Source organism: Mycobacterium sp. IEC1808 (genome assembly GCF_002101935.1).
Taxonomy (GTDB): Bacteria; Actinomycetota; Actinomycetes; order Mycobacteriales; family Mycobacteriaceae; genus Mycobacterium.
The window spans coordinates 65,993-78,715 of sequence record NZ_LQPV01000037.1 but is presented as its reverse complement, the minus strand read 5'-3'; the positions used below and the strand labels follow the sequence as shown (position 1 = coordinate 78,715).

At 67.9% G+C, this 12,723-nt stretch carries 12 protein-coding genes and 1 tRNA gene; 10 read left to right on the top strand and 3 right to left on the bottom strand.

Going from position 1 to position 12,723, the window contains the following annotated elements; genetic code table 11:
* On the top strand, positions 1 to 554 hold a 554-nt coding region (locus AWB92_RS20350; protein ID WP_142282207.1), incomplete at its 5' end, for an integrase core domain-containing protein.
* Here the strand turns inward: AWB92_RS20350 and AWB92_RS20345 are convergent.
* Complete coding sequence (locus AWB92_RS20345) at positions 551 to 820, bottom strand: YdeI/OmpD-associated family protein (protein ID WP_068111986.1); 270 nt, start codon at positions 818 to 820, stop codon at positions 551 to 553. The genes AWB92_RS20350 and AWB92_RS20345 overlap by 4 nt on opposite strands.
* Positions 821 to 859: 39 nt before the next feature.
* Between AWB92_RS20345 and AWB92_RS20340 the strand changes: the two genes are divergently transcribed.
* Both AWB92_RS20340 and AWB92_RS20335 read left to right on the top strand, forming a co-directional pair.
* Positions 860 to 1,213 (top strand): VOC family protein, encoded by a 354-nt coding sequence (locus tag AWB92_RS20340; protein ID WP_085188853.1) that lies wholly within the window; start codon positions 860 to 862, stop codon positions 1,211 to 1,213.
* A 22-nt stretch (positions 1,214 to 1,235) separates the two neighbouring features.
* Positions 1,236 to 1,724 (top strand): glutathione peroxidase, encoded by a 489-nt coding sequence (locus AWB92_RS20335; RefSeq protein ID WP_068111992.1) that lies wholly within the window; start codon positions 1,236 to 1,238, stop codon positions 1,722 to 1,724.
* A gap of 69 nt (positions 1,725 to 1,793) precedes the next feature.
* Here AWB92_RS20335 and AWB92_RS20330 read toward each other — a convergent pair.
* Positions 1,794 to 1,879: transfer RNA gene (locus tag AWB92_RS20330), tRNA-Leu, on the bottom strand.
* A 253-nt stretch (positions 1,880 to 2,132) separates the two neighbouring features.
* On the opposite strand from AWB92_RS20330, the gene AWB92_RS20325 reads away from it, so the two are divergent.
* The 7 genes from AWB92_RS20325 to pknB all read left to right on the top strand — a co-directional run bounded on the left by AWB92_RS20325 (position 2,133) and on the right by pknB (position 12,017).
* Positions 2,133 to 3,845, top strand: a complete 1,713-nt coding sequence (locus AWB92_RS20325; RefSeq protein WP_085188851.1) for a DUF3662 and FHA domain-containing protein — start codon at positions 2,133 to 2,135, stop codon at positions 3,843 to 3,845.
* A gap of 128 nt (positions 3,846 to 3,973) precedes the next feature.
* Positions 3,974 to 4,441 (top strand): FHA domain-containing protein, encoded by a 468-nt coding sequence (locus AWB92_RS20320; protein ID WP_067154186.1) that lies wholly within the window; start codon positions 3,974 to 3,976, stop codon positions 4,439 to 4,441.
* Positions 4,438 to 5,946 carry a protein phosphatase 2C domain-containing protein gene (locus AWB92_RS20315; protein ID WP_085188849.1) on the top strand — a complete coding sequence of 503 codons (1,509 nt, stop codon included), beginning with the start codon at positions 4,438 to 4,440 and terminating at the stop codon, positions 5,944 to 5,946. Before AWB92_RS20320 ends, AWB92_RS20315 begins: the two co-directional genes overlap by 4 nt.
* Positions 5,943 to 7,352: an FtsW/RodA/SpoVE family cell cycle protein gene (locus tag AWB92_RS20310; protein WP_068188189.1), complete on the top strand. Its 1,410-nt coding sequence runs from the start codon at positions 5,943 to 5,945 to the stop codon at positions 7,350 to 7,352. The genes AWB92_RS20315 and AWB92_RS20310 overlap by 4 nt, the downstream gene beginning before the upstream one ends.
* Positions 7,349 to 8,827 carry a D,D-transpeptidase PbpA gene (gene pbpA, locus AWB92_RS20305; protein WP_085188847.1) on the top strand — a complete coding sequence of 493 codons (1,479 nt, stop codon included), beginning with the start codon at positions 7,349 to 7,351 and terminating at the stop codon, positions 8,825 to 8,827. Before AWB92_RS20310 ends, pbpA begins: the two co-directional genes overlap by 4 nt.
* Positions 8,824 to 10,146 (top strand): serine/threonine-protein kinase, encoded by a 1,323-nt coding sequence (locus tag AWB92_RS20300; RefSeq protein WP_068111473.1) that lies wholly within the window; start codon positions 8,824 to 8,826, stop codon positions 10,144 to 10,146. Before pbpA ends, AWB92_RS20300 begins: the two co-directional genes overlap by 4 nt.
* Positions 10,143 to 12,017 carry a Stk1 family PASTA domain-containing Ser/Thr kinase gene (pknB, locus tag AWB92_RS20295; RefSeq protein ID WP_085188845.1) on the top strand — a complete coding sequence of 625 codons (1,875 nt, stop codon included), beginning with the start codon at positions 10,143 to 10,145 and terminating at the stop codon, positions 12,015 to 12,017. Before AWB92_RS20300 ends, pknB begins: the two co-directional genes overlap by 4 nt.
* Here pknB and AWB92_RS20290 read toward each other — a convergent pair.
* Complete coding sequence (locus AWB92_RS20290; RefSeq protein ID WP_085188843.1) at positions 11,995 to 12,693, bottom strand: aminodeoxychorismate/anthranilate synthase component II; 699 nt, start codon at positions 12,691 to 12,693, stop codon at positions 11,995 to 11,997. The genes pknB and AWB92_RS20290 overlap by 23 nt on opposite strands.
* Positions 12,694 to 12,723 lie beyond the last annotated feature (30 nt).

Sequence of the window (12,723 nt, the reverse complement as noted above, 5' to 3'; positions counted from 1 at the left end):
GCAAGATCCCTGCCGGCGGCGGTTGGCGCATGCTGGGTCGCAGCGCAGGCAAGCACAACGCCCGGGCCGATCGCAGCACCGGCGTCCTCGACAAGCACTACCGGCCCGTGCGCGGCTATCACTTCCTGCACACCGCTATCGATGCGCACTCGCGGCTGGCCTATAGCGAGCTGCTGACCGATGAGCGCAAAGAGACCGCAGCAGCGTTTTGGCTACGCGCCAACGCCTGGTTCGCACAGTGCGGCATCTGCGTTCGAAAAATATTGACCGACAACGGATCCTGCTATCGATCCTATGTGTTCCGCGACGCTCTTGGCGGGATCGAGCACCGCCGCACCCGACCGTATCGCCCCCAGACGAACGGCAAAGTGGAGAGATTCCACCGCACCCTGGCCGACGAATGGGCCTACGCCCGGCTCTACCGCAGTGACGCTGAACGATGCGCGGAATTCGCCATCTGGCTCCACACCTACAATCACCACCGCGGCCACACCGCACTCGGCGGCCAACCACCCGCCAGCCGCGTACCTAACCTCTCAGGTCAGTACAGCTAGGCGCGGCCGTTGCGCTCCCGGTGCTTGCAGCCGGGCCAGCAGCACGGCCGGCGCATGCCTTCCTCCAGTTCTTCCTGGGTTCGGCGAATGCGGCGCTTGCGGGTCGCCTCCTGTTTGGCGTCCTCGACCCAGCAGATGAACTCGTTGCGCGCCAACGGGGTGATGTCCTTCCAGGCCGCCAGCGCGGTGGAGTTGGCCGCCAACGCTTCACGCAGGTCGGCCGGCAGCGTGTGCACCACGCCGCCCGGTACTCGGTTGCTGCTCACGGGGCTAGGGTAAGGCGACCCGGCCCGCAGGAGGCACCAATGAGCGATCACGAAGTGCGGATGATCGTCTTGTCGACCGACGACCTCGACGAATCGATTCGGTTCTACAGCGAGACGCTGGGGATGCCGCTGAAGTTCCGCGACGGCGCCCACTTCGCCGCGCTCGACGGCGGGGCCGTCACCCTGGCGCTGGCGACCGCGGTGGATCATCCCATCCCCGGACAGGTGGTCGTCGGTATCAAGACCCCGGACGTCGACGCCGCAGCGAGGGCCGTCGAGGCCAGCGGCGGCGGCATCGTCAAAGGCCCGTATGACGAGGCCCACGAGCGACGGGCCGTGGTCTACGACAACAAGGGCAACGGCCTGGTCTTCTACAGCCCGCTGGCCCGCTGAAACAAGTGTTAGCGTCGTCGGCGTGACCCTCAATGACATCGCCCTGACCACCCTCGACGGCAAGCCCACCACGCTGGCCGAATTGTCCGGCGGCGCAACGCTGATCGTGAACGTGGCGTCCAAGTGTGGGCTGACGCCGCAGTACACCGCGTTGGAGAAGCTGGCCCGCGACTACCGCGACCGCGGCCTGACGGTCGTCGGCGTTCCGTGCAACCAGTTCATGGGCCAGGAACCGGGCAGCGCCGAAGAGATCCAGGAGTTCTGCTCGACGACGTACGGGGTGACGTTCCCGCTCCTCGCCAAGACCGACGTCAACGGCGACCACCGCCACCCGCTCTACGCCGAGCTGACCAAGGCCGCCGATTCCGACGGCTCGGCAGGCGACATCCAATGGAACTTCGAGAAGTTTCTGGTTGCCCCCGACGGTCAGGTGGTCAATCGGTTCCGTCCCCGTACGGAGCCCGACGCGCCCGAGGTCGTCGACGCCATCGAGTCCGTGCTTTCGCGCTAGGCGACTCGGCCCAAAACAAAAAGGTCACGCCCTCTTTCGAGTTCGTGACCTTTCTCTTTCAACCACGCTTGGTGGGCGAAGGGGGACTTGAACCCCCACGTCCCGAAGGACACTGGCACCTGAAGCCAGCGCGTCTGCCATTCCGCCACTCGCCCGGAAAATCAACCGATGGACCATACCACTCTAATAGTCGTGTGCCCCAATCGCCGCCGCGGTCCCGGGCGGCCGTCCGCGCCACCTGATGGTCGGACCGCACGGCTCTGACCTGGACGGATCCGATTCTCAGAATTCCCACGGTGCCGCGGTGTCCCGGTGTCCCGATAACATGCTGGGGTGAAACAACACGCGGGCGGTTCGTTTGCCTCGCGCCCGCGACACACCACAACAGCAGCGGGCGAGCGCTGAAAGATGAGTAGCCAACGGGGGCTCGTGCAACGCATCGAGCGCAAGCTCGAGGCGACCGTGGACAACGCGTTCGCCCGAGTGTTCGGCGGATCGATCGTGCCGCAAGAGGTTGAAGCGCTACTGCGCCGGGAAGCCGAGGACGGTGTCCGAGCCCTTCAGGGCGGGCGTCTTTTGGCCCCCAACGAATACATCATTACCCTCGGTGTGCACGACTTTGCGAAGGTCGGCGCCGACAGGAATCCCACGTCGAGCGCTTTCGCGAGGTACTTGGCCGACTATATCTATGAACAGGGGTGGCAAACGTATGGTGATGTGGTCGTCCGGTTCGAGCAGTCGTCGAGCCTGCATACCGGCCAGTACCGCACCCGCGGTGCTGTCAATCCAGATGTCGAGCCCCGCCCGACGGTCAACCATCCGCCCCGGCCACAATCAAATCACGCGTTCGGCGCAGAACGAGGAGTAGCAGCAATGACTGACAATTCGAGCTACCGCGGTGGTCAGGGGCAGGGGCGGCCCGGCGACGAGTACTACGACGAGCGCTACGGCCGGCCGCAGGACGAGCAGCGCGGCCCGGAGCCGCAGGGCGGACCGGATCCGCGTGGTGGCTATCCGCCCGAGCAAGGCGGCTACCCTCCGCAAGGCGGATATCCGCCGCCTCGTCCGCCGGAGCAGGGCGGCTACCCTCCGCAGGGCGGCTACCCCGACCAGGGCGGCTACCAAGGGCAGAGCGGCTACCCCGAGCAACCGCAGGGCGGCTACCCCCCGCAGGGCGGCTACCCCGCCGACCAGGGCGGCTACCAAGAACCGCGCGGCGGCTACCCCGAGCAACCGCAGGGCGGCTACCCCCCGCAGGGCGGCTACCCCGACCAGGGCGGCTACCAAGGGCAGAGCGGCTACCCCGAGCAAGGGCCGGGTGGCGGCTACCCGCCGTCCTATGAGCAGCGTCCGCCCGCCCCGGGTGGCTACGGCGGACAGGGTTACGACCAGGGCTACCGCCAGGGCGGCTACGGCCCACCCGGCGGCGGCCAGCCCGGCGGTGGCCAGCAGGGCTACGGCGGCTACGAATACGGTCGCGGCCCGGCTCGCCCGGAGGAGGCGGGCTATGCGTCGCCGGCCCCGCAGGCCGCGCCCGAACAGCGGCCGCCCTACCCCGAGCAAGGCGGCGGGTACGAGCAGGGCTACCAGCAGGGTGGTGGATACGGCCAGCAGGAGTACGGCGCGGGCGACTACACCCAGTACGCCGAAAGCGTTCCGGGCGGTGGCTACCCCCCGCAGGGCGGCGGATACCCCGAGACCCAGCACCGCGACTACGAATACGGCGGCCAGGCCGCGGAGTACGGCCAGCCTGCCGACTACGGTGCGGCGGACTACGGGCAGCCGGCGGGCGCGGGCTACGGCGGTTACGGCCAGGGCGGCTATGGGGCCGCCGGAGCGGCGGTGACCCTGCAGCTCGACGACGGCAGTGGCCGGACCTACCAGCTGCGCGAGGGCTCCAACATCATCGGCCGCGGCCAGGACGCCCAGTTCCGGTTGCCGGACACTGGGGTGTCGCGGCGTCACCTGGAGATCCGCTGGGACGGGCAGGTCGCGCTCCTTTCCGACCTCAACTCGACGAACGGCACGACCGTCAACAACGCACCGGTACAGGAGTGGCAGTTGGCCGACGGCGACGTCATCCGTCTGGGCCACTCGGAGATCATCGTTCGCATCCACTAGACGCACCGGGCTCAAAGCTGCCGTGCTTCGCCCCGCGGCGACGACCGTCCAAGTATCGTGACGTTGCTGATGTGCTCGGTGTCACGGGCGCGACGAGGGGTGCGGCGCCAGGACGGAAAGGACGCCAGATGCAGGGACTAGTACTGCAGCTGACGCGTGCCGGATTTTTAATGTTGTTATGGGTATTCATCTGGTCCGTGTTGCGGGTCCTGCGGACCGACATCTACGCACCCACGGGGGCCGTCATGGTGCGGCGCGGTTTGGCGTTGCGCGGCACCCTGCTGCCCGCACGCCAGCGCCGCACCGCCGCACGCTATCTGGTGGTGACCGAGGGGGCGTTGATGGGCGCTCGAATCACCCTCAGCGGGCAGCCGGTGTTGATCGGCCGCGCTGACGACTCGACCCTCGTGCTCACCGACGATTACGCCTCGACGCGGCATGCCCGGCTGTCTCAGCGTGGCTCGGAATGGTATGTCGAGGATCTAGGATCGACCAACGGCACTTACCTTGACAGGGCGAAGGTGACGACTGCGGTACGGGTTCCCATCGGTACGCCGATTCGGATCGGCAAGACGGCGATTGAGCTGCGCCCGTGAGCCTGGTCCTGCGATATGCGGCCCGCAGCGACCGCGGCCTGGTACGCGCCAATAATGAAGATTCTGTCTACGCCGGCGCCCGGCTGCTGGCCCTGGCCGACGGCATGGGCGGTCACGCGGCCGGTGAGGTGGCCTCGCAATTGGTGATCGCCGCGCTGGCCCACCTCGACGACGACGAACCCGGTGGCGACCTGCTCGCCAAACTCGATGCGGCGGTGCGCGCGGGCAATGCGGCCATCGCCGCACAGGTCGAGATGGAGCCCGACCTGGAAGGCATGGGCACCACACTCACCGCAATCCTGTTCGACGGCAACCGAATTGGGCTGGTACACATCGGGGACTCGCGCGGCTACCTGCTGCGCGACGGCGAGCTGGTCCAGATCACCAAGGACGACACTTTCGTTCAAACCCTCGTCGACGAGGGACGCATCACCCGCGAAGAGGCGCACAGCCACCCTCAGCGATCGCTGATCATGCGGGCGCTGACGGGTCACGAGGTGGAGCCCACGCTGACCATGCGCGAGGCGCGCGCCGGCGACCGCTACCTGCTGTGCTCCGACGGACTGTCCGACCCGGTCAGCGACGAGACCATCCACGAGGCGCTGCAAATCCCCGATGTCGCCGAAAGTGCTTACCGCCTCATCGAATTGGCGCTGCGGGGTGGCGGGCCGGACAACGTCACCGTAGTGGTCGCCGACGTCGTCGACTACGACTACGGTCAAACCCAGCCGATTCTGGCCGGCGCGGTGTCCGGCGACGACGACCAACTGACCACCCTGCCCAATACCTCCGCCGGGCGCGCCTCGGCGATCAGGCCCCGCGACGAGGTCGCCAAACGCGTTCCGCCGCAAGAGGAACCGTCCCGACGGCAGCGGTGGTCACGTCGACGGATGGCGATCGTCGTCACCCTGATGGTGCTGCTGGTGCTGGCGGGTCTGGGAATCGGCCGAGCCATCATCCGCAGCAACTATTACGTCGCCGAATACCACGGCATGGTGTCGATCTTGCGAGGTATCCAAGGGTCGCTGCTGGGAATGTCGCTGCACGAACCCTATTTGATCGGCTGCCTGAACGCCCGCAACGAGTTGTCGTTGATCGGTTTCAGTCAGAGCGGGGGCCATCTGGACTGTCGCCTGATGCAGCTGCAGGATCTGCGCCCGCCCGAGCGCGCCCAGGTTCAGGCCGGGCTGCCCACCGGGAGCCTGGACGACGCGATCGCCCAATTGCGCGAACTGTCCGCCAACTCCCTGCTGCCACCGTGCCCGCCGCCCCGCGCCACCTCCCCGCCGGCGCCGCAGGCCCCGACGACCACGGGCAGCAGCACCGAGCCGAATCCCACAGCGCCCCCGACCACTTCCAGCGGCACTCCACCCACCAGCGCCGCCCCGACCAGCGCTCCCGCCCCCACCGCGCCCGCGACCACGTCGCCCACCACGTCCCCCACGGTGACTGCGCTCCCGCCACCTCCACCTAAGCCGGGCATCGACTGCCGGGCGGTGGCATGACCACACAACTTCAGCCGCCGGTCGCGGTGACTCCTCCGCTGCCCACTCGGCGCAACGCCGAGCTGCTGTTGTTGTTCTTCGCCGGGTTGATAACCGTCGCCGCGTTGCTCATCGTCCAGGCCAACCAGGAAAGGGACCTGCACTGGAACCTGGTGACCTACGGGCTCATCTTTCTGGTCATGTTCGGTAGCGCGCACCTGGCCATCCGCCGCTTCGCTCCCTACACCGACCCGCTGTTGCTGCCAATTGTGGCCCTGCTCAACGGACTTGGCTTGGTGATGATCCACCGACTCGACCTCGTCAACAACGAGTTGAGCGGCCGTCGTCACCCCAGCGCCACCCAGCAACTGATGTGGACCGTGGTCGGAGTGGCCGCCTTCGCGTTGGTGGTCACCTTCTTGAAAGACCATCGACAGCTTGCGCGCTACGGCTACATATGCGGCGTCGTGGGTCTGGTCTTCTTGGCGATCCCCGCGGTGCTGCCGGCATCGCTGTCCGAACAGAATGGCGCCAAGATCTGGATTCGCTTGCCGGGCTTCTCGATTCAGCCGGCCGAGTTCTCCAAGATCCTGCTGCTGATTTTCTTCTCCGCGGTGCTGATCGCCAAGCGGGGTCTGTTCACCAGCGTCGGCAAGCATTTCATGGGGATGACCCTGCCCCGGCCCCGAGACCTCGCGCCGCTGTTGGCCGCCTGGGTGATCTCCATTGGCGTGATGGTCTTCGAAAAAGACCTCGGCACTTCGCTGTTGCTCTACGCGTCGTTCCTGGTGGTTGTCTACCTCGCCACCCAGCGCTTCAGTTGGGTCGTCATCGGACTGGTGCTGTTCGCCGCGGCAAGCGTGGTGGCGTACTTCCTTTTCGAGCACGTCCGCGTTCGGGTGCAGATGTGGTGGGACCCGTTCTCCGACCCCGACGGCAGCGGCTATCAGCTCGTGCAGGCGATGTTCAGCTTTGCCACTGGCGGCATTTTTGGCACCGGGCTGGGAAACGGTCAACCCGATACGGTGCCGGCGGCGTCGACGGACTTCATCATCGCCGCGTTCGGTGAAGAGCTCGGGCTGGTGGGCTTCGCGGCGCTTCTCATGCTGTACACGATCGTCATCGTGCGCGGCCTGCGCACGGCGATCGCGACGCGCGAAAGCTTCGGCAAGCTGCTCGCCGCGGGTCTGGCCTCGACGCTGGCCATCCAGCTGTTCATCGTCGTCGGCGGCGTGACCCGGCTGATTCCGCTGACCGGGTTGACCACGCCGTGGATGTCCTACGGCGGCTCGTCGCTGCTGGCCAACTACATCCTGCTGGCCATCCTGGCGCGCATCTCGCACAGCGCCCGACGACCCCTGCGCACCCGCGCCCGCAACACCTCGCCGATCGCGGCGGCCGGCACCGAGGTGATCGAGCGGGTATGAACGCCTCCCTCCGCCGGATCTCGGTGACCGTGATGGCGCTGGTCGTGCTGCTGTTGCTCAACGCCACGATGACGCAGGTCTTCGCCGCCGACGGGCTGCGCGCCGACCCGCGCAACCAGCGCGTCCTGCTCGACGAGTACTCGCGGCAACGCGGCCAGATCGTCGCGGGCGGTCAGCTGCTGGCGTACTCCGTGGCCACCGACAGCCGCTTTCGTTTCCTGCGGGTCTATCCCGACCCCGCCGTGTACGCACCCGTCACCGGCTTTTACTCGCTGCGCTACTCCAGCACGGGACTGGAACGCACCGAGGACCCCGTACTGAACGGGTCGGACGAGCGGCTGTTCGGGCGCCGGCTGGCCGACTTCTTCACCGGTCGCGATCCCCGGGGCGGCAACGTCGACACCACCATCGTTCCGCGGGTCCAGCAGGCGGCCTGGGATGCCATGCAGCAGGGCTGCGGTGGGCCGGCGTGCAAGGGCGCCGTCGTCGCGCTGGAGCCGTCCACCGGCAAGATCCTGGCCATGGTTTCGTCGCCGTCCTACGATCCCAACCTGCTCGCGTCGCACGATGCCCAGGTGCAGTCGCAGGCCTGGCAACGGCTTCGGGACGATCCCGACAATCCGATGACCAATCGCGCCATCTCCGAGACCTATCCACCGGGCTCGACGTTCAAGGTTGTCACCACCGCGGCGGCGCTGCAGGCCGGCGCGACCGACACCCAGCAGTTGACCGCGGCGTCCTCCATTCCGCTGCCCGGCAGCACGGCCACCCTGGAGAATTACGGCGGCACGCCGTGCGGCAATGAGCCGACGGTGTCGCTCAGCCAGGCGTTCGCCCTGTCCTGCAACACCGCGTTCGTCCAGCTGGGCCTCCTTACCGGCGCCGACGCGCTACGCAGCATGGCGCACTCGTTCGGGCTGGACAGCACGCCCAGCGTCATACCGCTGCAGGTCGCGGAGTCCACCATCGGCATCATCCCGGACGCCGCGGCGCTGGGGATGTCCAGCATCGGCCAGAAGGATGTGGCCCTCACACCGCTCGAGAACGCCGAGATCGCCGCTACCATCGCGAACCGCGGGGTGACGATGCAGCCCTACCTGATCGATAGCCTCAAGGGGCCGGACCTGTCCAACATCAGTACCACCGCGCCCTATCAACAGCGCCGCGCGGTGTCACCGCAGGTCGCCGCTAAGCTAACAGAGCTGATGGTCGGCGCCGAGAAGGTCGCGCAGCAGAAAGGGGCGATTCCCGGCGTGCAGATTGCATCCAAGACGGGTACCGCTGAGCATGGCACCGACCCACGTAACACTCCGCCGCACGCGTGGTACATCGCGTTCGCGCCCGCGCAGACACCGAAGGTTGCGGTGGCGGTGCTGGTGGAGAACGGCGGCGACCGCTTGTCCGCGACCGGGGGCGCGCTTGCCGCACCGATCGGCCGGGCGGTGATCGAGGCCGCGCTACAGGGAGGACCATGAGCCCGCGAGTTGGTGTGACGCTGTCTGGCCGGTACCGCCTGCAGCGCCTCATCGCCACCGGTGGCATGGGCCAGGTGTGGGAGGCGGTCGACAGCCGGCTGGGCCGGCGCGTCGCGGTCAAGGTACTCAAGCAGGAGTTCTCCCAGGACCCCGAGTTCATCGAACGGTTCCGCGCCGAGGCGCGCACCACGGCGATGCTGAATCATCCCGGAATCGCCCAGGTCCATGACTACGGCGAGAGCCAGTTGGACGGGGAGGGCCGCACCGCCTACCTGGTGATGGAGCTGGTCAACGGCGAGCCGCTGAACTCGGTGCTGAAACGCACCGGACGGCTGTCGCTTCGGCACGCGCTCGACATGCTCGAGCAGACCGGCCGCGCCCTCCAGGTCGCGCACGCCGCCGGCCTGGTGCACCGCGACGTCAAACCGGGCAACATCTTGATCACCCCGACCGGCCAGGTGAAGATCACCGACTTCGGCATCGCCAAGGCGGTCGACGCCGCACCGGTGACTCAGACCGGGATGGTGATGGGCACCGCCCAATACATCGCACCCGAGCAGGCGCTGGGTCACGACGCCACCCCCGCCAGTGACGTCTACTCACTGGGAGTCGTTGGCTACGAGGTGGTTTCGGGCAAGCGCCCGTTCGCCGGCGACGGGGCGTTGACGGTGGCGATGAAGCACATCAAGGAACCCCCGCCGCCGCTGCCCGCCGAGCTGCCGCCCAACGTGCGCGAACTGATCGAGATCACCCTCGTGAAGAACCCCCAGATGCGCTACCGCAGCGGGGGACCGTTCGCCGACGCGGTCGCCGCGGTCCGGGCCGGTCGCCGCCCACCGCGGCCGAGCCAGTCGCCGCCCCCCGGCCGGGCCTCACCGGCGGCCATTCCGTCGAGCCCGCACGCCAGAGCCACCGCCGTCGGGCCCAGCCGCGCCGTCGCGCCCCGCCGCTCCGGCCCGTCCACCGGTCGTTCGCGGCCGCCCGCGCGGCGCACGTTCTCCTCGGGCCAGCGAGCGCTGCTGTGGGCCGCGGGTGTGCTGGGTGCGCTGGCCATCCTGATCGCAGTGATCATCGTCATCAACTCCCGCGCGGAGAACGGGCAACCAGCGCCGCCGACCGTCACCGACACCGGGACACCGCCGGCCACGGCGCCGCCGGCGAGCAAGACGCCCAGCGGCTCCGCGCCGCGTCTGCGCCTGGATTGGACGGATCCGGAGAGCTCAGGTAATTCTGGACTTCAGAGCAGGCCGCATGGACCTGACTGGGTCACCCCCTCTCGACCCAGCACATCGCCGGCCCGTTATGAGACACCGCGATGACCACCCCGCAGCACCTGTCCGACCGCTATGAGCTCGGCGAGATCCTCGGTTTCGGGGGCATGTCCGAAGTTCATCTGGCCCGCGACGTCCGTTTGCACCGCGACGTAGCGGTGAAGGTGCTGCGCGCCGACCTGGCCCGCGATCCGAGTTTTTATCTACGCTTCCGGCGCGAGGCGCAAAACGCCGCGGCGCTGAACCACCCGTCCATCGTGGCGGTGTACGACACCGGTGAGGCGGAAACCCCCACCGGCCCGCTGCCCTACATCGTCATGGAGTACGTCGACGGCGTCACCCTGCGCGACATCGTGCACACCGACGGGCCACTGCCGCCCCGGCGGGCCATCGAGATCATCGCCGACGCCTGTCAGGCGCTGAACTTCAGCCATCAGAACGGCATCATCCACCGCGACGTCAAGCCGGCGAACATCATGATCAGCAGCACCAACGCGGTCAAGGTGATGGACTTCGGCATCGCGCGCGCCATCGCCGACAGCGGCAACAGCGTCACCCAGACCGCGGCCGTGATCGGGACGGCCCAGTACCTGTCACCCGAACAGGCCCGCGGTGACTCCGTCGACGCCCGATCCGACGTCTATTCGCTGGGCTGCGTACTCTACGAAATCCTCACCGGCGAACCGCCTTTCACGGGCGACTCACCCGTCGCGGTCGCCTACCAGCATGTCCGCGAGGATCCGGTGCCGCCGTCGAAACGGCACGAGGGCATCTCCGCCGACCTGGACGCCGTGGTGCTCAAGGCGCTGGCCAAGAACCCGGAGAACCGTTACCAGACGGCGGCGGAGATGCGCGCCGACCTGGTGCGGGTGCACAACGGTGAGCCGCCGGAGGCGCCAAAGGTGCTCACCGACGCCGAGCGCAGTTCGTTCCTTTCGTCCACCGGCCCCGGTCACGGACCGCGCACCGACCCGCTGCCGCGCCAGGCGCTGGACGACACCGACCGCGACCGCGGCGGTTCCATCGCCCGCTGGGTGGTCGCGGTCGCCGTGCTGGCGGTGCTGACGATCGTCGTGGTGATCGCCTTCAACACGTTCGGCGGCAGCACCCGCGATGTCCAGGTGCCCGACATGCGCGGGCAGGTGTCCGCCGATGCCATTGCCGCGCTGCAAAACCGGGGATTCAAGACGCGCACCCTGCAAAAGCCCGACTCGACGGTTCCGCCCGACCACGTCATCAGCACCGACCCCGCCGCCAACGCGTCGGTGAGCGCCGGGGACGAGATCACCATCAACGTCTCGACCGGCCCCGAGCAGCGCGAGGTGCCCGACGTCTCGTCGCTGAGTTACAGCGACGCGGTCACCAAGCTGAAGACGGCAGGATTCAGCAAGTTCAAGCAGGCGAACTCCCCGTCGACCCCGGAGCTGCTGGGCAAGGTGATCGGGACCAACCCGCCAGCCAACCAGACGTCGGCGATCACGAACGTGATCACGGTCATCGTCGGCTCCGGACCGGAGACCAAGCAGGTCCCCGACGTCGCCGGTCAGACCGTCGACGTCGCGCAGAAGAACCTGACCGTCTACGGCTTCACGAAGGTCACCCAGACGCAGGTGGACAGCACCCGGCCCGCCGGTGAGGTGATCGGCACGAATCCGCCCAAGGGCCAGATGGTTCCGGTGGACTCGATCATCGAACTGCAGGTGTCCAAGGGCAACCAATTCACGATGCCCGACCTGACCGGCATGTTCTGGACGGACGCCGAGCCGCGGCTGCGTGCCCTCGGCTGGACCGGGGGGCTGGACAAGGGGCCCGATGTCGACGCCGGCGGCGCCCAATCCCACCGGGTCGTCTATCAGAACCCGCCGGCCGGCACCGGTTGCAACCGGGACGGGATCATCACGCTGAAGTTCGGCCAGTAGCTCCCGCGCCGCTGGTTTCGGCGTCCGGGAAATAGGGCCGGACCGCGGCGCGCACCTCGTTCTCCAGGCGGCGCACCAACATGTCGTCGTGCGTCCAGCCGCAGTACCCGAGCCAGTTCGCCAGCATGCGGTGCCCGCCCTCGGTGAGGATCGATTCCGGATGGAACTGGACACCGTGGATCGGCAACCCGGTGTGGCGCACGCCCATGATCACACCGCTGCGGGTGCGGGCCGTCACCTCCAGGACCGCGGGCAGCGACTCGGGCAGAATCGTCAGCGAGTGGTACCGGGTCGCCGTGAACGGATCCGGAAGCCCCTGCAGGACACCGACATTGGTGTGAAATACGCTGCTCGTCTTGCCGTGCAACAACTCTGGCGCGCGGTCCACCGTGGCACCGAACGCCACGCCGATCGCCTGATGTCCGAGGCAGACCCCCAACAGCGGAGTGCGCTGCGCGGCGCACGCGCCGACCAGGCTGATCGACGCGCCCGCGCGTTCCGGGGTGCCCGGTCCGGGGCTGAGCAGGACGCCGTCGAACTGCGCCGCGACGGTGGTCGGGTCCGAGAGGCGGGCGTCGTCGTTGCGCCAGACGTCGGCCTCGACGCCGAGCTGGCCCAGGTACTGCACCAGGTTGAACACGAAGCTGTCGTAGTTGTCGACAACCAGGATCCGCATCGTGTCAGGTTACCGTCCGGCCCCGCGGGG

Excerpts from the sequence above, each read along its gene's own strand:
- pbpA (WP_085188847.1), top strand. The coding sequence starts at position 7,349 with ATGAACGCCTCCCTCCGCCGGATCTCGGTGACCGTGATGGCGCTGGTC.
- AWB92_RS20290 (WP_085188843.1), bottom strand. The coding sequence starts at position 12,693 with ATGCGGATCCTGGTTGTCGACAACTACGACAGCTTCGTGTTCAACCTG.
- AWB92_RS20320 (WP_067154186.1), top strand. The coding sequence starts at position 3,974 with ATGCAGGGACTAGTACTGCAGCTGACGCGTGCCGGATTTTTAATGTTG.
- AWB92_RS20310 (WP_068188189.1), top strand. The coding sequence starts at position 5,943 with ATGACCACACAACTTCAGCCGCCGGTCGCGGTGACTCCTCCGCTGCCC.
- AWB92_RS20340 (WP_085188853.1), top strand. The coding sequence starts at position 860 with ATGAGCGATCACGAAGTGCGGATGATCGTCTTGTCGACCGACGACCTC.
- pknB (WP_085188845.1), top strand. The coding sequence starts at position 10,143 with ATGACCACCCCGCAGCACCTGTCCGACCGCTATGAGCTCGGCGAGATC.
- AWB92_RS20325 (WP_085188851.1), top strand. The coding sequence starts at position 2,133 with ATGAGTAGCCAACGGGGGCTCGTGCAACGCATCGAGCGCAAGCTCGAG.
- AWB92_RS20300 (WP_068111473.1), top strand. The coding sequence starts at position 8,824 with ATGAGCCCGCGAGTTGGTGTGACGCTGTCTGGCCGGTACCGCCTGCAG.